The organism is Pseudomonas grimontii (genome assembly GCF_007858185.1).
Taxonomy (GTDB): Bacteria; Pseudomonadota; Gammaproteobacteria; order Pseudomonadales; family Pseudomonadaceae; genus Aquipseudomonas; species Aquipseudomonas grimontii.
The window spans coordinates 39836-61318 of the sequence record NZ_VFES01000002.1; the positions used below are offsets into that span (position 1 = coordinate 39836).

Sequence of the window (21483 nt, forward strand, 5' to 3'; positions counted from 1 at the left end):
CTCCCGATAGCGGTCTGTCAGTCACAGATGCACTGGCTGAACCACCGCCATCGGGAGCAAGCCCCTCCCACATTTTGACGGCATTCCACACGGAGGCCGTATTTCATTCAGCAGTCGCTGAACGATTTCCTTTGCTCACCCGTCATACCACTCAGCCCTGCGATTAGTCCCAAACCGCCTATTCATGTTTAACTTGACTGTTCGTTCAAGTTAAACCCGGTGGTTCGCTGCCCGCTCACAACAGGAGGCTTACCTTTGCTGAGTCCGTTTTATACAGCCACATCCCTCACCCTCGGGGTGCACCGTTCATGAGTGCATCGTCCACCCCATCCAGCGGCCTGGTGCGCATGAATGCGCCGGTGTTCTATTTTGCCGCTACCTTCATCTTGCTGTTCGGCATCACTGTCATCGCTATCCCGCAACAGGCCGGTGCCTGGCTGCTGGCGGCGCAAAACTGGGCGGCCAACACGGTCGGCTGGTACTACATGCTGGCGATGACCCTGTATCTGGTCTTCGTGGTGGTCACCGCGCTATCGGGCTACGGCAAGATAAAACTCGGTGCCGACCACGACGAGCCCGAATTCAGTTACCTGTCCTGGGCCGGCATGTTGTTCGCCGCCGGGATCAGCATCACGCTGTTCTTCTTCTGCGTGTCCGAACCGCTGACGCACCTGGTGCAACCGCCTCAGGGCGAGGCCATGAATGCCGACGCTGCACGCCAGGCCATGCAGGTGCTGTTCCTGCACTGGGGCCTGCACGGCTGGGGCGTGTTTGCGTTTGTCGGCATGGCGCTGGCGTATTTCGCCTACCGGCATAACCTGCCGCTGGCGCTGCGCTCGGCGCTGTACCCGCTGATCGGCAAGCGCATCAATGGCCCTATCGGCTATGCGGTGGATGGCTTCGGCATCATTGCCACGGTGTTCGGCCTCGGTGCCGACATGGGCTTCGGCGTGCTGCACCTCAACTCCGGCCTCGACTACCTGTTCGGCATTGCCCACACCCAGTGGATCCAGGTCGGCTTGATCACCTTGATGATGGGCGCGGCGATCCTGGTCGCCGTCGCCGGCGTCGACAAGGGTGTGCGGGTGATGTCCGACATCAACATGCTGCTGGCCTGTGCGCTGCTGCTGTTTGTGTTATTCGCCGGGCCCACCCAGCACTTGCTCAACACCCTGATCCAGAACATCGGTGACTACCTGGGCGCATTGCCGACCAAGAGTTTCGATGTGTACGCCTACGACAAACCCAGCGACTGGCTGGGCGGCTGGACGGTGTTCTACTGGGCCTGGTGGATCGCATGGTCACCGTTCGTGGGCCTGTTCATTGCACGCATTTCCCGTGGCCGGACCATCCGCGAATTCGTGTTCGGCGTGCTGCTGATCCCGCTGGGCTTCACCCTGGCGTGGATGTCGATTTTCGGCAACAGCGCCATCGACCAAGTGCTCAACCACGGCATGACCGCACTCGGTCAGTCGGCCATCGATGATCCATCGATGAGCCTCTACCTGCTGCTGGAAACCTACCCGTGGAGCAAAACCGTCATCGCGGTCACGGTGTTTATCAGCTTCGTGTTCTTCGTCACGTCGGCCGACTCCGGCACCGTGGTGCTCTCAACCCTGTCGTCCAAGGGCGGCAACGCCGACGAAGACGGGCCGAAATGGCTGCGGGTGTTCTGGGGCGCGATGACGGCACTGATCACCAGCGCGTTGTTGTTTGCCGGCAGTATCGATTCGCTGAAATCGGCGGTGGTGCTGACCTCGCTGCCGTTCTCGCTGATCCTGTTGCTGATGATGTGGGGGCTGCACAAGGCCTTCTACCTCGAGTCACAAAAGCAGATTGCGCAGTTGCACTCGCTGGCGCCGGTCTCGGGCTCACGCAAAGGCACCGGCGGTTGGCGCCAGCGTTTGAGCCAGGCCGTGCATTTCCCGTCGCGGGATGAGGTGTACCGCTTCCTTGAGACCACGGTGCGTCCGGCGATTGAAGAAGTGACGGCGGTGTTTGTCGAAAAAGGCCTCAATGTCGTCACCCAGCCCGACCCGTCCAACGACAGCGTCAGCCTGGAAATCGGTCACGGCGAAGAGCATCCGTTCGTTTACCAGGTGCAGATGCGCGGCTATTTCACGCCCTCATTTGCACGCGGTGGCATGGGCTCCAAGCAGCTCAATAACCGTCGCTACTACCGGGCGGAAGTGCACTTGAGCGAGGGCAGCCAGGACTACGACCTGGTGGGCTACACCAAGGAGCAGATCATCAACGACATCCTTGACCAGTACGAGCGCCACCTGCAGTTCCTGCACTTGGTGCGCTGACGCTCAACTCCCCGCAAAGCCCCGTTCTACGGGGCTTTCTTAAACTTAATTTCATCCGTCAAGGCGCTGTTTTGACGCGTAACTGTCATCTGGTCACTGCGTAATTGTGTGAAGCGTTTGACGCTTTCATTTCAGAACAGTGACGGAGACCGGTGCCCATGAAGACGTTTTTAAGCCCTGTGGTGGGAGCCGCCATGGCGAGCTTTATGCTGTCTGCCCAGGCGGATTTTATCGATGACAGCCACGCCGACGTGACCCTGCTCAACCGCTATCTCAACCAGCAGGGACGTGACGTGGTCGGCAGCAATGCCAAGGCCCATAGCATTCGGGATTGGGGCCAGGGTTTCGAGTTCAACTTCAAGTCGGGCTACACCGAGGGGCCGGTGGGTTTCGGCCTGGATCTGCAGGCGTTCTACGGCTTGAAACTGGATTCCGGTGGCGACCTCAACGACAAGGATCACCAGGGCCGCTATCCCGGCAGCATGTTCCCGCTGGACAACGGCAAATCCGCCGACCAGTTCGGCGTGCTCAGCCCGACGTTCAAGATGCGCTTTGCCAAGGATGAGTTGCGCGTCGGTACGCTGTACGGCAATAACCCGGTGCTGGCCAACACCGACGGGCGCCTGTACCAGCAGACCAACACCGGTGTGCAACTGGTGTCCAAGGACCTCAGCGACTTCACCTTCACCGGCGGTGATATTTTCAAGACCAAGATCCGCAACGAAACCGGCGACCAGGGCATGATCACCGCCGGCGGGACCAAAGAAAGTGACCGCTTCCTGTTCGGCGGTGCGGATTACAGCGGCATACAGAACACCACTGTCAGCCTCTGGTACTCCAACCTTGAGGATTACTACCAGCAGTTCTTCCTCGGCGCCAAGCGCCATGACGCCTTATCGGTGGGGGCGATCGATACCGACGTGCGCGTGTTCCGCAGCCTGGGTGTGGGCGCCAACGCCGACGGGGATAAGGACTTTGCCGCAGCGGGCCTGTACGGCGACGGCGTGAACAAGGGCCGCATCAACCAGTCCACCGTCAGCCTGCTGGAAAGCTACAGCCTGGACGGCCATACCGTCGGCCTGGGCCTCCAGAAAAACAGCGGCGACAGCGACTTCCCGTACCTGGACTCCGGCCTTAACAGCGGTGACGCCCGCCAAGGCCCAGGCTCGGGTGCCGACACCCCGGCGCTGACCAACATGCAGCTGAACAAATTCCAGCACGCCGGCGAACGTACCTGGCTGGCGCAGTACAAATATGATTTGGGCAAACTCGGCCTCAACGGCCTGACGTTCTCCGCTGCCTACGCCCACGGCGATGACATCCGCACCGCCCAAGGCACCACCACCGAATGGGAGCGTAACGTGGCCGTGGCGTACCAAGTGCCCACCGGTACGCTCAAGGGCCTTGGCGTGACCTGGAAAAATGCCCACGCCAGCCCGGACATTACCGGTGCCACCGTGCAGGATGAAAACCGCTTCTATGTCAGCTATGTCGTTCCACTCTGGTAGGAAATTGCTGTAAAACGGAAGGGCAGACTTAAGCGATTCAGCTGGTTAAAAGGCCTGGGAATATCGTTATTCCCAGGCCTTATTTGCCTACGTCCAAGAGAGGATTCGATGACTTACATTGCTGCCGAAAACCGCTATGAATCTATCCCGTATCGCCGCGTAGGCCGCAGTGGGTTGGTGCTGCCGGCACTGTCCCTGGGGCTATGGCACAACTTTGGCGACAGCACCCCGATCGACACCCAGCGCGCCCTGCTGCGCACCGCGTTCGACCTGGGGATCAACCACTTCGACCTGGCCAACAACTACGGCCCACCCTACGGCAGCGCCGAGATCAACTTCGGTCGTTTGCTGCGCGAAGACTTCAAGCACTACCGCGACGAATTGATCATCTCCAGCAAGGCCGGTTGGGACATGTGGCCGGGCCCTTACGGCCAGGGCGGCGGCTCACGCAAATACGTGCTGGCAAGCCTGGACCAGAGCCTGCAACGCCTGGGCGTCGACTACGTGGATATTTTCTACTCCCACCGGTTTGATGCCGACACGCCCCTGGAAGAAACCGCCAGCGCCCTCGCCACCGCCGTGCAACAGGGCAAGGCGTTGTACATCGGTATCTCGTCTTACTCCGGGGTGAAAACCCGCGAAATGGCGGCACTGCTCAAAGAGTGGAAAGTGCCGCTGCTGATCCACCAACCGGCCTACAACCTGCTCAACCGTTGGGTGGAAAAAGACCTGCTGGACACCACCGAAGAACTCGGCGCCGGAGTGATCGCCTTCACGCCGCTGGCCCAGGGTTTGCTCACCGACAAGTACCTCAACGGCGTGCCGGCCGACGCACGGGTCAACCGCCCGGGTGGTGGTTCGTTGCAGGCCAAGCACCTGTCTGAAGCCAACATCGCCCACGTACGTGCACTGAACGAAATCGCCCAGCGCCGTGGCCAAAGCCTGGCGCAATTGGCGCTGGCCTGGACCTTGCGCGACCCTCGGGTAACCAGCGCGCTGATCGGTGCCAGCCGGCCGGAGCAGATCATCGAGAATGTCGGGGCGTTGAAGAACCTGAGCTTCAGTGCGGAAGAACTGGCGGAGATCGATCGGTTTGCGCAGGAAGGTGGAATCAACTTGTGGGAAAAGCCGTCCAGCGCTGAATAACATTGAAAGCAAGCCCTTCCTGTAGAGGGGGGCTTGCAAGTAGAACGGGCTGCTGATTTTGCTATTTTTTGTTCGGGAAGCCGAGTATTTCTGCCGTTTCGTTGAAAAAAGTTTCGCGTGCAGATCGCTTTCTCAACTGTATATCTACTACCTGCGACTTGTCCGGGAGGTTGAAATAACCTTCGTCCAAGCTACAAAGGTTTTCTAGAATGTGTAGCGGCAACCCGAGCACCTGCCTTAACTGAGATCGCGAAAGCACGTTGTTTTCAACAAGCATTTTCACTCCTCGCGCGATCAGCTGGGGCTTTTCGAAGTCAAAATCGCTGTCCATAGGCTCTCCCTTTACCCATCCTCTGGCAGATCTGGCCTTCCATAGTCTGGTGGTTGTGGTGTCGTTGATTATTTCTAGATCTAAACAACGCCTCACCATTGCGGCTACTGAGACTTTCCAGCGTGGTTTCAGAGCTAGCAACGTATCCAGTGTCGGCCAACGAACTTCTCGCAGAAAGCTTTCTGGGGGCAGTAAAAAGGCGCTTGCAAATCGATGAGCTTGAGTTTCAAGAAGTGCGTAATTCGCGTCGTACTGCTCTTTGGATATGTACCTATGCAGAACGATATGTCCGAGCTCATGGGCCGCATCAAAGCGATTTCTGATCCCGTTTGCCTTATCGGCGACAAGTAAAACATATGGCCGTTGGTCCAACTCGTACCAATTCGAAACGCCATCCATTTTCAGGTGCCCGAGTGTGGTCCGAGCACAGACAATACCTGCACTCTCCAATACTTGAACGACATTGGAGATCGGAGCTATCCCTAGTCCCCAGGTTTGACGGCATTTACTGGCCATCTGTTCGATTTCTTCGTCAGAAATCAGCTCGCAATTACGCTCTTCTAAATGCGGCACATTGACTTCAATAAATTCAAGGCTTTCTTGCAGTTTGTAAGAGATTTCTTGAAGCCACTCCAAGCGTACTTCCGCTATTTCCCGTGCGCTGGTCGTAGTGCTGACCTGCGATCGAAAGAAAAATGGAGTGTTCTCGCCAGTTGTGAACTGTTCCTCAAGTAGCCAGTTTTCGCTGACCCCGAAAACTTCGCATAAGCGCTGGAAGGCGTCGGCCTCTGGGACCTGAAGCCCATTCTCCCATTTTGAAACGTTGCCAGAGGCGCGCCCCACCATCTCGGCGAGAGTGGTTTGCGTCATCCCAAACGCAAGGCGCAACTGCTTGAGGCGCTCTGACTGAAAGCCCGCGACTCCCGTTCTCATGGTCTACCTCTTGGCGTTTTGCTTATCATCAGCTTGGTCTTCGGTTTCTTCGGCGCGGCGCATCTTATCTCGCAATTTCACCAACTCAACTGGTTTCTGCTGAACCGCCTCATTATCAGAGTAGCTTTGAAGCAAATCCTCAAATGTGCAATTCATGTGGAAGCCCTTACCGTTGAAGTACGGTACGGCCATCATGATTGCGCGTGGCTCTGACTGATCCTCTGAGCGAATTGGAGGTGCATGGACTACGACAAGCGCATGAATCAATTGTTCGGCTACGGTATGTTTGAGCCCATCGATCCAGTCCATTTGGGTGTCTGCAAGGGATTCATTTAACGTTTTGAGTTCGCTTCGGTGTTTTGCATCGCGGATTTCTTTCTGCCAAGGAAGCACCACCGCCGTGATTCTCAGTAAACCGAGCTCAAGCAGCACATAATTGTGCCCCTTCGGATCTGTTGACTTGATTATCGGATTCCACCGCTTCATTCCGGCCAGGGACTCCTGGACTAGCGAATGCCGTAAGTGCCCTCGCAAATCTTCATGGGGAGTATAAATCAGCAGCTCTTGAGTTTCTTTCAAGGCTTTTTGGAAGGTTTGAGGAAGTAAAACTCCAAGCTCCTCGAAAAATTCTTTATTTACCTGTGCACGAATGAACCCTTGGATTTCTTGTTTTGTGACCATGTAATCACCACTCGCTATTCGGTAAGCGGATTTTTACTCCATATTTATTCGTTATGGAAGTGAGACACTGGTTTTTTATCCAGCCGCTGATCGTTTTCTAGAGGTTGGATATTAGAACGGCACATCCCCAAGAATCGTCGCCCGATGCATCACCCGCCGCTGCGGCCGGTAGTCATCCACCGCGTAATGCTGGGTCACGCGGTTATCCCAGAAGGCCACGTCGTTTTCCTGCCAGCGCCAGCGGAGGGTGAATTCCGGGCGTGTCGCGTGGGCGAACAGCAGTTGGAGGATCGCTTCGCTTTCCGCCGGTTCCAGCTCATTGATCCTGGTAGTGAACCCATCACTGACAAACAGCGACTTACGCCCGCTCACCGGATGCGTGCGCACTACCGGGTGCGACAGCGGTGGGTTTTTCTTGCGGGTTTCTTCCCAGCGCGCCAAGTCTTCGGCGGTGTTGCCAAAGCGTTCCAGCGGAAAGGATTTGGTGAAGTCGTGGGTAGCCGTCAGCCCATCGAGCAACCGTTTCAGCGGTTCGGACAGCGCCTCATACGCCGCGATGCCACTGGCCCACAGCGTATCGCCACCAAACGCCGGCAGCAGCTTGGCGCTGAGCACCGCGCCGAGGGCCGGGGTGGGCAGGAAGGTCACATCGGTGTGCCATACGGCATTGTCGCGTACGTCGGTGACGGCGGTGTCGAGGATCAGCACTTCGGGCTGTTCCGGCACGTTGGGGTAGATCGGGTGGATATGCAGGTCGCCAAAATTCGCCGCGAACCGTGCCTGTTGCTGCGGGGTGATCGGCTGGTCACGGAAGAACAACACCGAGTGGCGGAGTAACGCCTGCTCGATGGCATCGCGGTGTTCGGCGCTCAGCGGTTGGGTAATGTCGACGCCGCTGATCTGGGCGCCCAAGGCGACGCTGAGGGGGGTAACGGTCAGGTTGCTCAATTTAAGTTCTCATCACTCAGTGTGCCTGGCCATGCCAAGGCACCAGTTTGCGCTGCAGGGCGCGCAGGCCCATTTCCATGGCGAAGGCGATCAGGGCGATCACCAGGATCCCCAGCACCACCACATCGGTGACCAGGAACTGCGCCGCCGACTGCACCATGAAACCCAGGCCGCTGGTGGCCGCGATCAGTTCGGCGGCGACCAGGGTCGACCAGCCCACGCCCAGGCCGATACGCACACCGGTGAGGATGTCGGGCAGGGCGCTCGGCAGGATCACATGGCGAATCAGCTGGGCACGGGTGGCGCCCAGCGACTGCGCCGCACGCAGCTTGGCCGGGTCGACGGTGCGCACGCCGGTCGCGGTGGCGATAGCAATCGGGGCGAAGATCGCGAGGTAAATCAGCAGCACCTTGGACAGCTCGCCGATACCGCACCAGATCACGATCAACGGCAGATAAGCCAGGGGCGGAATCGGTCGGTAAAACTCGATCAGTGGGTCGAGAATGCCGCGGGCGATGCGGTTGGAGCCGATGGCAATCCCCACCGGCACGGCGGTCAGCACCGCGAAGCCCAGGCCCAGGCCGATCCGGCTGAGGCTCGCGCCCAGGTGCTGCCATAAGGTGGAATCCATATAGCCCGTGGTCGCCAGCAGCCAGCCTTTTTGCAGCACGGCGGAGGGTGGTGGCAGGAACAACGGTTCGATCAGGCCGCTGGCGGTGACGGCCCACCAGAGGGCCAGCAAGGCGACCAGGGTCAACAGGCTGATCCAGCGCGTGCTCAGGCTGCGCCGCGCCGGTATCACGGCGTGCGCCACCGGTTTGGTAGCGGTGGCGGGAAGTTCGTAGCTGCTCATGCGGACACCTGCCGTTGCGAGAACACTTTGCCCAGCACGTGCTCACGGGTTTCGATAAAGCGCGGGTCGGACTTGATCGCCCGCGCCGACTCACCGGCCGCGTAGCGCTGGCCGAAGTCCAGATGCAGGCGTTCGACGATCTGCCCCGGGTTGGGCGCCAGCAGGATCAGGTCGGTGGCGAGGAACACCGCTTCTTCGATGTCATGAGTAATCAGGAACACCGGCTTGGCCGTGCGTCGCCAGACTTGCAGCAACAGTTCCTGCATCTGTTCGCGGGTGAAGGCATCGAGGGCGCCGAAGGGTTCGTCCATCAGCAACACGCGCGGGTCGGCGGCCAAGGCGCGAGCCAGGCCGACGCGTTGCTTCTGGCCGCCGGAGAGCTGCCAGATGCGGCGATTGTCGAAGCCGGCGAGGTCCACCAGCGCGAGCATTTCCCGGGCCCGCACTTCACGCTGCGCCTTGGGCACGCCGGCCAGTTCCAGGCCGAAACCGACGTTGGCCAGCACATCCTGCCAGGGCAGCAGCGCGTCGTCCTGGAACACCACACCGCGTTCGGCGCTGGGGCCTTTGACCGGCACGCCATCGAGGGTGATGCGCCCGGCAGACGGTTCGACAAAGCCGGCTATCAGGTTCAACAGCGAAGTCTTGCCACTGCCGGACGGGCCGAGGGCCACCAGCAATTGCTGGGGCCCCAGGTCGAGTGAAATGTCAGACAGTACCGGTTCTGTGGCGCCTGGGTACTGTGCGCTGATGCGCTCCAGTTGTAGCAAGGCCATCGCGATGAACTCCTGGATCAGTGGGTGATGAACTTGGCGCTGACGTAAGGGGCGTAGTCCGGCAGCACGGCGTCGACCTTGCCTTGTTCCTTGAGGAACGCAGCGGTATCGGTCACGGCCTTGGTGGTCGGTGCGCCCAGCAGGGTTACCTGATCAGCGGCCAGCGGGTAGACGTTGCCTTGCAGCAGCAGTGGGATGTCACTGGCCTTGGCACCGGAGAGTTTCACCAGTTTGTCGACGTTGCCTTTGTCGGCGAGCCAGGCTTGTGGGTCTTTGCGGTACGCGGCGTAGGCATCCAGGGTGACTTTGGCGAAGGCTGTGACGATTTCCGGGTGTTTCTCGGCGAAATCCTTACGCACGATCCAGGCATCGAAGGTCGGCGCACCGAACTTGGCCAGCTCGCCGGAGGTGATCAGCACCTTGCCGTTTTCCTTGGCCACGCCCAGGGCCGGGTCCCATACGTAAGTGGCGTCGATGTCACCACGCTTCCAGGCCGCGATGATCGCTGGCGGGGCGAGGTTGAGGATGGTCACTTTCGATGGGTCGATGTTCCAATGCTTCAGCGCGGCCAACAGGCTGTAGTGGCCGGTGGAAACGAAGGGCACGGCGACCTTCTTGCCGATCAGGTCCTGGGGGCTGTTGATCCCCGAACCGTTGCGCGCCACCAGGGCTTCGGCACCGCCGATCTGGGTGGCAACCAGGAAGGTTTCCACCGGCACTTTGCGGGTGATCGCAGCGGTCAGCGGGCTGGAGCCGAGGTAGCCGATCTGCACGTCACCGGAGGCGATGGCGGCGATGATGTCGGCGCCATTGTCGAATTTGCGCCAGTCGATCTTGGCGTTAGTGGCTTTTTCGTACGCGCCGTCGGCCTGGGCAACTTTGGCCGGGTCTACGGTGGTCTGGTAAGCGACGGTTACATCCGCCGCCTGGGCAAACAGGCTGGCACCGGCCAGGGAGAACGCCGCCAGGAGGCGCAGTGGGGTTAAACGTTTCAAGGGGAAGCTCCTCAATCAAGCGGCCGAGGGTCGGCGTGTGAGGAGACTAAATGATCTAAGAATCCGAAAATAAATAACATTTTCGAATTAGCTTATGGGCGAAAGGTTGAAGCGAATCTTGAGCTGGATGAAGGCAAATGTGGGAGGGGGCTTGCCCCCGATTGCGGTAGATCAGTCACTGATGGGTGGCTGACACTCTGCTATCGGGGGCAAGCCCCCTCCCACATTTTGAGCCGGGTTCGGCTTCAGTCAGTTGCTGATGGCGAGGATGCTTGCCTGGTACGACCCGACAAACACATCAAAGTCGCCCACTTCGTTCTGCTCCAGTTCCGCCTGTTGCGCCAGCGACTTGCGCGCCAGTTCCTCAAAGCGTGCCTGTTCTTCGGCGGGCAACGGCTCGCGGCGGAAGTGCTCGGCATGCACCTCGCTCTGATGCAGGGAAAACTGCGCAAAACTCTCTTTACGCTCGGCCATCGCCGCCAATACCTGCGCCGAAGGGGTCAGGGACGGGTCCTTGACCTTGGCCAGTTGGGCGTCCAGCGCCTGGCTGTGTTCGGTGATGCCATGGCTTTCATCAAGCAGCGCAGCCAACGGAGCAATCTTCTCCAGCAGCTCGGTGGCCCATTCCTTCATGTCCACGGCCTGGCCCTTGCGCTGCAATTGCAGGCCTGGACGCCGACCTTCCTTGACCACGCTGAGGAAGTTGGAGGTGGCGTTGCCGCACTCGTTGTCGGCGAACAGCGGGCTGTCGTTCAGCGCGCAATACAGCAGGAATGCGTCGAGGAAACGCGACTCCGGCAGGTCGATGCCCATCGGCAGGAACGGGTTGATGTCCAGGCAGCGCACTTCGATGTACTGGATGCCGCGGGCCATCAGCGCCTGGATCGGCCGCTCGCCGGTGTAGGTCACGCGCTTGGGACGGATATTGGAGTAGTACTCGTTTTCGATCTGCAGGATGTTGGTGTTGAGCTGTACCCACTCACCGTCCTTATGGGTGCCGACTTCGACATAGGGCGCGTAGGGCGTTGCCACCGCTTCGCGCAGGCTGTCGGTGTAGCTGCTCAGGTCGTTGTAGCACGGCGTCAGGCCTGCCTGGGCGTTGCTCTGGTAACCCAGGTCGCTCATGCGCAGGCTGGTGGCGTACGGCAGATACAGGGTGTCGGCGTCGAGCACTTCCAATTGGTGCGAGCGACCGCGCAGGAAACCCGCGTCCAGGGCCGGCGAGGCACCGAACAGGTACATCAGCAGCCAGCTGTAGCGGCGGAAGTTGCGGATCAGCGCGATATAGGCAGTGGACTGATAATCGCGGTCGGTGCCGACGAAGCCTTCAGTCTCCTTGAGCAGCGGCCACAACTGTTCCGGCAGGGAAAAGTTGTAGTGGATGCCGGCGATGCACTGCATTGTCTTGCCGTAACGCAGGGCCAGGCCCTTGCGGTACACGTACTTGAGCTGTCCGATATTGGAGGTGCCGTAGTAGGCAATCGGAATGTCTTCCTCGGCCGGCAACGGGCACGGCATCGAGGGGCTCCACAGGTATTCACTGCCGAGCTTGGTGTAGGCAAAGCGATGGATCTTGTCCAGGCTGCTCAGGGTATCGGCCGGGTTGGGCAGGGCCGGAGTGATGAACTCCAGCAGCGATTCCGAGTAGTCGGTGGTGATCTGTTCATGGGTCAACGCGGCGCCCAGGGCTTCGGGGTGCGGCGTTTGCGCCAGGCGACCCTCACCGGTGACACGTAGGCATTCACGCTCGATGCCGTGCAAGCACTGCTCTAGCAGGGAGAGGTGTTCGCGCTTGCCGAGCAGAGCCAGGCGGCGGTTGAGAAGTTCGCTCAAGTTGGATTCCTTCACGCGTCAGTCGCCCCAATATGGGGGTGGGCAGGACGGTCTACAAGGGTGAAGTTAAAACTGGCGTGATCGCCTGGTTTTGAGTCGATTTGACCCGCGTTAAAAAAGCCTACTTCACTCCATGAATTGGGCTATGGCGCAGCAAGAAAATTCCGACGCTGTTATCGCAGCGCCGAAATTAACTCAAATCGGGGGTGTGGAGCTATAGGACAGCGAACGTGCCCTGTGCTTTTGCGACAAGCCTTTCGTCCTGATACACATCGGCTTCGACCACCAGCGTGCGCCGGCCGGCGTGGATCACCCGGCTGGTGCACATCACATCACCGTCTTCCACGGCGCGGATGTAGTTGATCTTGCATTCGATGGTCGCGCTCTGCTGATCAAAACCATGGGCGCTGGAACACGCCAGCCCCATGGTGATGTCCACCAGACTGAAAATCGCCCCGCCATGGAGCTTGCCCGCGCGGTTGCGCAGGTGCGGCTCCAGGGTCAGGGCCACTTCGGCAACGCCTTCTTCGAGGCGTTGCAGGCGGCAGCCGATCAGTTCGCTGAACGCGCTCTGGGTCAAACCGGCGGGGATTTCCATCAGCGTTTCTTCAACTGCTTGGCGTTGGCGAACAGCGAGGCCATGGCGTTGTTGCTTGGCGCTGCGGTGGCGGTTTCCTTGCGCGGTTGACTGTTTTCAGAGCGGTTCTGCGACTGGCGCGGCGCCGAGCCAGGACGTGCACCACGGGCGCCGTCGATTTTTTCGCCTGGGGTATCGCTCATGCGCATCGACAGGCCAACGCGTTTGCGCGGGATGTCGACTTCCATGACCTTGACCTTGACCACATCACCGGCCTTCACGGCTTCGCGCGGATCCTTGATGAACTTCTCCGAAAGCGCAGAGATGTGCACCAAACCGTCCTGATGCACGCCGATGTCCACAAACGCGCCGAAGTTGGTCACGTTGGTGACCACGCCTTCGAGGATCATGCCCAGTTGCAGGTCCTTGAGGTCTTCGACGCCGTCCTGGAACTCGGCGGTCTTGAACTCGGGACGCGGGTCGCGGCCAGGTTTTTCCAGCTCTTGCAGGATGTCGGTGATGGTCGGCACGCCGAAGGTTTCGTCGGTGTACTTCTTTGGGTCCAGGCGCTTGAGGAACGCGGCGTCACCGATCAGCGAGCGGATGTCGCGGTCGGTCTCGGCGGCGATGCGTTGCACCAGCGGGTAGGCTTCCGGGTGAACGGCGGACGAATCCAGCGGGTTGTCGCCGTTCATGACGCGCAGGAAGCCGGCGGCTTGCTCGAAGGTTTTTTCACCCAGGCGTGCGACTTTTTTCAGCGCGGCACGGGTTTTGAACGCACCGTTTTCGTCGCGGTGAGTGACGATGTTCTGCGCCAGGGTGGCATTGAGGCCGGAGATACGCGCCAGCAGCGCCACGGAGGCGGTGTTCACGTCCACGCCCACGGCGTTTACGCAGTCTTCCACCACCGCATCCAGGCCACGCGCCAGTTTCAGCTGCGACACGTCGTGCTGGTACTGGCCGACGCCAATGGATTTAGGATCGATTTTCACCAGCTCGGCCAGCGGATCCTGCAGGCGACGGGCGATGGACACCGCACCACGGATCGACACGTCGAGGTCCGGGAATTCCTTGGAGGCCAATTCCGATGCCGAGTACACCGAAGCACCGGCTTCGGAGACCATCACCTTGGTCATCTTCATGGCTGGGTATTTTTTGATCAGCTCGGCGGCCAACTTGTCGGTTTCACGGCTGGCAGTGCCGTTGCCGATGGCGATCAGGTCCACTGCGTGCTTGGCGCACAGGGCGGCCAGGATGGCGAGGGTCTGGTCCCATTTGTTGTGCGGCACGTGTGGGTACACGGTGGCGTGGTCCAGCAGCTTGCCGGTGGCATCGACCACGGCAACCTTGCAGCCGGTGCGCAGGCCCGGGTCGAGGCCCAAGGTAGCGCGCGGGCCGGCCGGCGCGGCCAGCAGCAGGTCATGCAGGTTGTGGGCGAATACGTTGATCGCCTCGGTTTCGGCACCGTCGCGCAACTCGCCGAGCAGGTCGGTTTCCAGGTGGGTGTAGAGCTTGACCTTCCAGGTCCAGCGCACGACTTCACCGAGCCACTTGTCCGCAGGACGATTCTGATTCTGGATGCCGAATTGTTGCCCGATCATGCCTTCGCACGGGTGCATGGTGCCCGGCAGTTCGTCGCCGACTTTCAGCGCGGAGCTGAGAATACCTTCGTTGCGGCCGCGGAAAATTGCCAGCGCACGGTGGGACGGCATGCTTTTCAGCGGCTCGTCGTGTTCGAAGTAGTCGCGGAACTTGGCGCCTTCTTCCTCTTTGCCGGCAATGACGCGGGCGCTGAGGATGGCTTCCTGTTTCAGATAGCTGCGCAGTTTTTCCAGCAGGTTGGCGTCTTCGGCGAAGCGCTCCATCAGGATGTACTTGGCGCCTTCGAGGGCGGCCTTGACGTCGGCAACGCCTTTTTCAGCGTTGACGAAGCGCGCGGCTTCGGTGTCCGGGGTCAGCGAGGGGTCGTTGAACAGGCCGTCGGCCAGTTCGCCCAGGCCGGCTTCCAGGGCGATCTGGCCCTTGGTGCGGCGCTTCTGTTTATACGGCAGGTAAAGGTCTTCGAGGCGGGTCTTGGTGTCGGCGAGCTTGATGTCGCGTTCAAGCTGAGGCGTCAGCTTGCCCTGTTCCTCGATGCTGGCGAGGATGCTGATACGCCGTTCGTCGAGTTCTCGCAGGTAGCGCAGGCGTTCTTCCAGGTGCCGCAGTTGGATGTCGTCGAGGCTGCCGGTCACTTCTTTTCGGTAACGGGCGATGAAGGGCACCGTGGAGCCTTCATCCAGTAGAGCGACGGCCGCTTCGACCTGTTGTGGGCGTACACCGAGTTCTTCGGCGATGCGGCTGTTGATGCTGTCCATAAAACCACCTGAAATTCTGAAAAGCAGCCCGCAGGCCCGGAAAACAAGGCCTTGCGCGGCTGGTTGAGCGGCCCGACTGGCGCCGCTACCTGGGTCAAGAGGCAGCCTATTGACCCTCGAAATCGAAAAAATCACGACAAGCGGGTGAAAAAACCCGGCAGTAAACGGCAACGATCTGACGTTGCCCTGCACGAAGGCGCCGCATTATAACCAGCGTTCTGCCCTTGGGGGGTACTGCGCCCGTGGTTGGAAGGCGCGCGTTCGCTGGCAGTAGAGGAAAAATCTGCTAACAATGCACACGGTGCGTATAACGGCAGCTACGCCATAATGCGCGCCGAGATAAGAGGAGCATCCAATGAGCAGCACTGCACAAACTGCTGAAGGCGAAAAAATTCTCATCGTTGATGACGATCCGGGGCTGAGCAGCCTGCTGGAGCGGTTCTTCAATTCCAAGGGCTATCGTGCCCGCGCGGTGCCGAACACCGAGCAGATGGACCGTCTCCTGGGGCGCGAAGTGTTCAACCTGGTCGTACTCGACCTGATGCTGCCCGGCGAAGACGGCCTCACCGCCTGCAAGCGCCTGCGCGGCGCGAACAACCAGATTCCAATCATCATGCTCACCGCCAAGGGCGATGAGCTGAGCCGCATCAAGGGCCTCGAGCTGGGCGCTGATGACTACCTGGCCAAGCCGTTCAACCCGGACGAGCTGATGGCGCGGGTCAAGGCTGTATTGCGTCGTCAGGCACCGCCGGTACCGGGCGCGCCGGGCAGCGAAGACGAAAGCGTCACCTTTGGCGACTATGAGCTGTCGCTGGCGACCCGCGAGCTCAAGCGTGGCGATGAAGTGCACATGCTCACCACCGGTGAATTCGCCGTGCTCAAGGCCCTGGTGATGAACGCACGTCAGCCGCTGACCCGCGACAAGCTGATGAACCTGGCCCGTGGTCGCGAATGGGACGCCCTGGAGCGCTCCATCGACGTGCAGATTTCCCGTCTGCGCCGGATGATCGAGCCGGACCCGTCCAAGCCTCGGTATATCCAGACGGTCTGGGGTGTGGGCTATGTGTTTGTGCCGGATGGCACCGCAACCAAGTGATCGATGATTTGCAGGGCGGGCATCCTGGCGTTTGACTCCATGAGGGTCGACGGGATGCCCGGCGTCTGCAATTCTGCGAGCGCCGCTCGTTCCTGCAAGGTGTCCAGCTGTCATCTATGAAAACCCCGCTGTGGTTCCCACAAAGTTTCTTCTCCCGCACCCTTTGGCTGGTGCTCATCGTCGTTCTGTTTTCCAAGGCGCTGACACTGGTTTATCTGTTGATGAACGAAGACGTGCTGGTGGACCGGCAGTACAGCCACGGTGTTGCCCTGACGCTGCGTGGTTACTGGGCGGTAGATCCCGAAAACCGCGAAAAAGTAGCCAAGGCGTCGACGTTGACCCGCGTTGACGGGGCCGGCGTCCCTGAAGGTGAGCAACATTGGCCTTACAGCGAGATCTACCAGCGCCAGATGCAGGCCGAGCTGGGCGAGGACACCGAGGTGCGATTGCGCATGCATGTTTCACCTGCGCTGTGGGTGAGGGCGCCGAGCCTGGGCGATGCCTGGATCAAGGTTCCGCTGTATCCACATCCTTTGCGGGGGCAGAAGATCTGGAACGTGTTGGGCTGGTTCCTGGCCATCGGCTTGCTTTCCACCGCGTCCGCGTGGATTTTCGTTCGTCAGCTTAACCAACCGCTTAAACGCCTGGTGTTTGCCGCCCGCCAATTGGGCCAGGGGCGCAGCGTGCGCCTGCCGGTCAGCGATACGCCCAGTGAAATGACCGAGGTGTATGGCGCCTTTAACCAGATGGCGGAGGACGTCGAACAGGCTGGACGCGAACGCGAGCTGATGCTGGCGGGGGTGTCCCATGACTTGCGCACGCCATTGACGCGATTGCGCCTGTCCCTGGAGCTGATGGGCAACCATAGCGACCTCACCGACGACATGGTTCGTGACATCGAAGACATGGACGCGATTCTCGACCAGTTCCTGGCGTTTATCCGCGACGGGCGTGACGAGGTGGTGGAGGAAGTTGATCTCACGGACCTGGTGCGTGAGGTTGTCGCACCCTATAACCAGAATGGCGAGCAAGTGCGCATGCGCCTTGAGCCGATCCAGCCGTTTGCGTTGCGTCGGGTGTCGATGAAGCGCCTGCTGAACAATCTGATCGGCAACGCTTTGCACCATGCCGGTTCGGATGTGGAAGTGGCTGCGTATGTGTCTGGCGACAGTGCTGCGCCGTACGTGGTGCTGAGTGTGATGGACCGTGGTACGGGGATCGATCCGGCGGAACTGGAAGGTATCTTCAACCCGTTTACCCGTGGCGACCGTGCTCGGGGTGGCAAGGGTACTGGCCTGGGGCTGGCGATTGTGCGGCGGATTGCTTCGATGCATGGAGGCAATGTTGAGCTGCGCAACCGCGAGGGTGGTGGTCTTGAGGCGCGGGTGAGGTTGCCGCTTGGGCTGATGCTGCCAAGGGACGCGGTATAGAAAAAGCCGCAAGTTTCAAGCTTAAAGCCGCAAGAGAAAAGCAGACAGTTTTTGCCCTTTCTTGCAGCTTATAGCTTGAAGCTTAAAGCCGCGTCTCTAACCCTTGCCTTTGGTCCTGGTCATATTCGGTCCACCATTCTTCTCCAGATGCTGAATGATGATCCCCGCCACATCCTTGCCTGTGGTGGTCTCGATTCCTTCCAGGCCCGGCGACGAGTTCACCTCCATCACCAGCGGGCCGTGGTTGGAGCGCAGGATGTCGACCCCCGCTACGGCCAGCCCCATCACCTTGGCCGCCCGCAGCGCGGTCATTCGTTCTTCAGGGGTGATCTTGATCAGGCTGGCGCTGCCGCCACGGTGCAGGTTGGAGCGAAACTCCCCAGGCTTGGCTTGGCGTTTCATGGCTGCGATCACCTTGTCGCCCACCACGAAGCAGCGAATATCCGCACCGCCGGCCTCCTTGATGTACTCCTGGACCATGATGTTCTGCTTGAGGCCCATGAACGCCTCGATCACGGATTCCGCTGCGGTCGCGGTTTCACACAGCACCACACCGATGCCCTGCGTGCCTTCGAGCACCTTGATCACCAGCGGCGCGCCATTGACCATTTCGATCAGGTCGGGGATGTCGTCGGGGGAGTGGGCAAAGCCGGTGACCGGCAGGCCGATGCCCCGCCGCGAGAGCAGTTGCAACGAGCGTAATTTGTCCCGCGAGCGTGCAATGGCCACGGATTCATTGAGGGGGAAAACCCCCATCATTTCGAACTGGCGCAACACTGCGCAGCCATAGAACGTCACCGAGGCGCCAATACGCGGGATCACCGCATCAAACCCTTCCAGGGGCTTGCCGCGATAGTGGATCTGCGGCTTGTGGCTGGCAATGTTCATATAGGCACGCAACGTGTCGATCACCACCATTTCATGGCCGCGTTCGGTGCCGGCCTCGACCAGGCGGCGGGTGGAATACAGACGCGGGTTTCGCGACAGCACAGCAATCTTCATGCAGCACCTGGGGCAGAAATAGTAGAGACCGGGAACACCGGCTTGTCTTGAACGTACTTGACGCCGGGATTGACCACCAGATGGCCGTCAATCAGCGCCTTGGAACCCAGTAACAGGCGGTAACGCATGGCCTTGCGGCAGGCCAGGGTGAACTCCACCCGCCATACCCGATCACCCAGCGCCAGGGTGGTGCTGATCACGTAGCGCACCTGCGCATGGCCATTGGAGCTCTTGATGGTTTTCATCGCCACCAGGGGCGCTTCGCAGCGGCGGTGGCGCAGTTGCACCACGCTGCCCAGGTGCGCGGTAAAGCGTACCCACTTCTCCCCGTCGCGCTCAAAAGGCTCGATGTCGGTGGCATGCAGGCTGGAGGTGCTGGCACCGGTGTCGATCTTTGCGCGCAGGCCTGCCACTCCCAAGTCGGGAAGTGCCACCCACTCACGCAGACCTACAACGGTCAAATGGTCAAATGTCTTCAATATGGGTAACCGATCAATTCGCCCAGGCTTTCGGTGAAACCTCGGCCAGGGCTTTGAATGCAGGCTTGGCGAACCAGTAGCCTTGCATCAGAAATATTCCACAGTCAGACAGAAAGTCGCGTTCGCCGGCACTTTCGATGCCTTCGGCGATGACAGTAACGTTCAACTGCTCACAGATTGTGACAATCCCCTGGACGATCACCTGACGGACACGATCCTGGTCGACATCGCGGATCAGCGCCATGTCGAGTTTGATCAAGTCAGGTTGGAAATCAGCCAACAGATTCAGCCCCGAATAGCCCGCGCCGAAATCATCGATAGCGGTCTTGAAGCCGAATTCGCGGTATTCACGCAGAATATTCGTCAAATGGCGATAGTTATCTACATGCTCGCTTTCCAGTGTCTCGAAAATCAGTTGATCCAGCGGAAAATTGTGCGCGCGCGCCGCCTCCAGGGTGCTGCGGATGCACAACTCCGGACGGTACACGGCGTTGGGCATGAAGTTGATGGAAAGGTGGGTTTGCATCCCCAAAGCTGCAGCACCGGCAATCGCCTGGGTGCGGCAGCGCTGGTCGAAGCGGTAGCGGTTGCTGTCGTTGACCTGGTCCAGCACCGACAACGCCCCTTCGCCTTGTGTGCCGCGCACCAAGGCTTCGTGGGCAAAAATCGAATGGTCCCGAAGGTCTACGATAGGCTGGTAGGCGAACGCAAAATCGAAACCCAGGGGTTCGCTTTGTTGGCAGCCTACGCAACGCTGGTCGGGCGAGGTGAGTGAAGAGGGAAAGTCGGTCACGGCGTATCCTCGCGAAAACAGGGTGCTACCTGGCGTATCTTAGGTGAGCCTTGAGGTTTATGCGTCGAAGGGTTTCAACGTTACAGTTGCGACATTTGTCAGAGCGAGGAATTCAAGTGGCTCAAAAGCAGGAAGAGGAAGAAAAGGTCCGTCTGGACAAGTGGCTTTGGGCGGCGCGTTTCTTTAAAACACGTGCCTTGGCCAAGGCGGCGATTGAGAGTGGCAAGGTGCATCACCGAGGCGAGCGCTGTAAACCGGGCAAAGAGCCACGTGTCGGTGATGAGTTGCAGATTCGGATAGGTTTTGACGAAAAGACCGTCGTGGTTCAGGCACTTTCCATCGTGCGCCGTGGCGCACCCGAAGCACAAGCGCTGTACACCGAAACCGAAACCAGCATTGCCAAGCGCGAAAATGCGGCAGCCATGCGCAAGGCGGGCGCCACGGGGATGACCACCGATGGCAAGCCGAGCAAGAAGCAGCGCCGCGACCTGTTCAAGTTCCGCGGCAGTGGCAATGATGACTGATTGCGCAGAGCCCCAGTCCAATGTGGGAGGGAGCAAGCCCCCTCCCACATTTGGCCGGCAGCGTTAAGGGGATGTGCGCACGACGCTCAATCCACCGATCACCGGCAGCTTGCCAAGTAACCCGAAGATCGGCGTGGTCACTTGTAGCAAAACCCCCGACACCTTCGCGGCAAACGGCGTGTAATACCCCCAGCCCAACGCCAACAGCGCCAGCAAGACCCCGCCGATATAATCGTCCTGCCCCCAATGCGCACCTGCCACCAGCCGCGGCATCATAAACAATAGCGCCAGGCCCCAGATCACCAGCACCTGGCCGATGCGCTTGGCGAACACCGTCATGAACATCGCCCAGATCAACAGCACCGAAGCATGATCCCCCGGAAAGCTCTGGCTTGAGCGGTCCTTCAACTCCCAGGTCTTCTCCAACCCCGGGAAATAGTCACTCATTTGAATCGCCCCGCCGATCACCATCGATGGGCTGCTGTGCTGCCAGCCCATCTGCGCCGCGAGTTTGGAAAACAGCATGCGGATGAACAACAACAGCAACAAAATGCCGACAAAACCTAACAGTGCCTGGCGTGCCTGCGCGGCTTTGAACACCCAGTCGCCGCGAATCAGCAGCGTCAGCAAGATCACCCCGACCACCGCATCAAACGGCCGCAAACTGGCCACGGCCCACACGTGCAGCCATGTTGCGTTGCTCGCCAGCGGGTCGTTGAGCAGGTGAAACAGCCACTCGTCGAAAATCACACACAGCATCTGCCCCGTGGGCCACAGCCAAAAACACAGCAGCCCGATAGCGAGTAGATTGCACAGAGCCCATCGCCGGAGGTTCCACTTGGCTTGGAACAAACCCGGATTGTTCATAAACTGTCCCTCTTCGCTCTATAGACGCTCTCTGTTTCCAGGAGA

Annotated in this window: 19 protein-coding genes; 6 read left to right on the forward strand and 13 right to left on the reverse strand. The window is 59.8% G+C overall.

Annotated elements, in window-relative coordinates; translation table 11 throughout:
* Positions 1 to 347 precede the first annotated feature (347 nt).
* The 3 genes from betT to mgrA all read left to right on the forward strand — a co-directional run bounded on the left by betT (position 348) and on the right by mgrA (position 4963).
* A complete protein-coding gene (gene betT, locus FIV39_RS04420; protein WP_167361143.1) occupies positions 348 to 2309 on the forward strand; it encodes a choline transporter BetT in 1962 nt (653 codons plus the stop codon).
* Positions 2310 to 2467: 158 nt separating this feature from the next.
* Complete coding sequence (locus FIV39_RS04425) at positions 2468 to 3817, forward strand: OprD family outer membrane porin (RefSeq protein WP_167361093.1); 1350 nt, start codon at positions 2468 to 2470, stop codon at positions 3815 to 3817.
* Positions 3818 to 3925: 108 nt separating this feature from the next.
* A complete protein-coding gene (gene mgrA / locus FIV39_RS04430) occupies positions 3926 to 4963 on the forward strand; it encodes an L-glyceraldehyde 3-phosphate reductase (protein WP_090401106.1) in 1038 nt (345 codons plus the stop codon).
* 61 nt (positions 4964 to 5024) lie between these two features.
* Here mgrA and FIV39_RS04435 read toward each other — a convergent pair whose 3' ends face one another.
* From FIV39_RS04435 to FIV39_RS04475, 9 genes are all read right to left on the reverse strand, one after another.
* Positions 5025 to 6227, reverse strand: coding sequence for a helix-turn-helix domain-containing protein (locus FIV39_RS04435; RefSeq protein WP_090401105.1), 1203 nt, complete (start codon positions 6225 to 6227; stop codon positions 5025 to 5027).
* A gap of 3 nt (positions 6228 to 6230) precedes the next feature.
* Positions 6231 to 6908 (reverse strand): hypothetical protein, encoded by a 678-nt coding sequence (locus FIV39_RS04440; RefSeq protein WP_090401104.1) that lies wholly within the window; start codon positions 6906 to 6908, stop codon positions 6231 to 6233.
* A 111-nt stretch (positions 6909 to 7019) separates the two neighbouring features.
* The gene (gene tauD, locus FIV39_RS04445) at positions 7020 to 7856 is read right to left on the reverse strand and encodes a taurine dioxygenase (protein WP_090401103.1); all 837 of its coding nucleotides are present in this window, start codon (positions 7854 to 7856) and stop codon (positions 7020 to 7022) included.
* A 16-nt stretch (positions 7857 to 7872) separates the two neighbouring features.
* Positions 7873 to 8709: a taurine ABC transporter permease TauC gene (gene tauC, locus FIV39_RS04450; RefSeq protein ID WP_090401102.1), complete on the reverse strand. Its 837-nt coding sequence runs from the start codon at positions 8707 to 8709 to the stop codon at positions 7873 to 7875.
* A complete protein-coding gene (gene tauB / locus FIV39_RS04455) occupies positions 8706 to 9485 on the reverse strand; it encodes a taurine ABC transporter ATP-binding subunit (RefSeq protein ID WP_065948520.1) in 780 nt (259 codons plus the stop codon). Before tauB ends, tauC begins: the two co-directional genes overlap by 4 nt.
* A 17-nt stretch (positions 9486 to 9502) precedes the next feature.
* Positions 9503 to 10480, reverse strand: coding sequence for a taurine ABC transporter substrate-binding protein (tauA, locus tag FIV39_RS04460; RefSeq protein ID WP_090401101.1), 978 nt, complete (start codon positions 10478 to 10480; stop codon positions 9503 to 9505).
* A 249-nt stretch (positions 10481 to 10729) separates the two neighbouring features.
* Positions 10730 to 12313, reverse strand: a complete 1584-nt coding sequence (gene gshA / locus FIV39_RS04465) for a glutamate--cysteine ligase (protein WP_090401100.1) — start codon at positions 12311 to 12313, stop codon at positions 10730 to 10732.
* Between the two features lie 214 nt (positions 12314 to 12527).
* Complete coding sequence (locus FIV39_RS04470) at positions 12528 to 12911, reverse strand: PaaI family thioesterase (protein WP_090401099.1); 384 nt, start codon at positions 12909 to 12911, stop codon at positions 12528 to 12530.
* Entirely contained in the window at positions 12911 to 15247 is a 2337-nt protein-coding gene (locus FIV39_RS04475; protein WP_090401098.1) for a Tex family protein, read from the reverse strand. The genes FIV39_RS04470 and FIV39_RS04475 overlap by 1 nt, the downstream gene beginning before the upstream one ends.
* 355 nt (positions 15248 to 15602) lie before the next feature.
* On the opposite strand from FIV39_RS04475, the gene ompR reads away from it, so the two are divergent.
* Together ompR and FIV39_RS04485 are read left to right on the forward strand one after the other, a co-directional pair.
* A complete protein-coding gene (gene ompR / locus FIV39_RS04480; protein ID WP_015373500.1) occupies positions 15603 to 16343 on the forward strand; it encodes an osmolarity response regulator transcription factor OmpR in 741 nt (246 codons plus the stop codon).
* A 116-nt stretch (positions 16344 to 16459) separates the two neighbouring features.
* On the forward strand, positions 16460 to 17773 hold the full coding sequence (locus FIV39_RS04485) for an ATP-binding protein (RefSeq protein ID WP_053140284.1): 1314 nt from the start codon (positions 16460 to 16462) through the stop codon (positions 17771 to 17773).
* A gap of 96 nt (positions 17774 to 17869) precedes the next feature.
* Here the strand turns inward: FIV39_RS04485 and rimK are convergent, their stop codons facing one another.
* Genes rimK through rimA form a run of 3 tightly spaced genes read right to left on the reverse strand, consistent with a single transcriptional unit; the run spans position 17870 to position 20047 of the window.
* Positions 17870 to 18775 (reverse strand): 30S ribosomal protein S6--L-glutamate ligase, encoded by a 906-nt coding sequence (rimK, locus tag FIV39_RS04490; protein WP_003171022.1) that lies wholly within the window; start codon positions 18773 to 18775, stop codon positions 17870 to 17872.
* Positions 18772 to 19254, reverse strand: coding sequence for a retropepsin-like aspartic endopeptidase RimB (rimB, locus tag FIV39_RS04495; protein ID WP_090401097.1), 483 nt, complete (start codon positions 19252 to 19254; stop codon positions 18772 to 18774). Before rimB ends, rimK begins: the two co-directional genes overlap by 4 nt.
* Positions 19255 to 19267: 13 nt before the next feature.
* Positions 19268 to 20047, reverse strand: a complete 780-nt coding sequence (gene rimA / locus FIV39_RS04500; RefSeq protein WP_090401096.1) for a S6 modification regulatory phosphodiesterase RimA — start codon at positions 20045 to 20047, stop codon at positions 19268 to 19270.
* A 116-nt stretch (positions 20048 to 20163) separates the two neighbouring features.
* Here rimA and FIV39_RS04505 point away from each other — a divergent pair, with 116 nt between their 5' ends.
* Positions 20164 to 20571 (forward strand): RNA-binding S4 domain-containing protein, encoded by a 408-nt coding sequence (locus tag FIV39_RS04505; RefSeq protein ID WP_090401095.1) that lies wholly within the window; start codon positions 20164 to 20166, stop codon positions 20569 to 20571.
* 63 nt (positions 20572 to 20634) lie between these two features.
* On the opposite strand, the gene FIV39_RS04510 is transcribed toward FIV39_RS04505, so the two are convergent.
* A complete protein-coding gene (locus tag FIV39_RS04510; protein ID WP_090401094.1) occupies positions 20635 to 21438 on the reverse strand; it encodes a phosphatase PAP2 family protein in 804 nt (267 codons plus the stop codon).
* Positions 21439 to 21483: the final 45 nt, after the last annotated feature.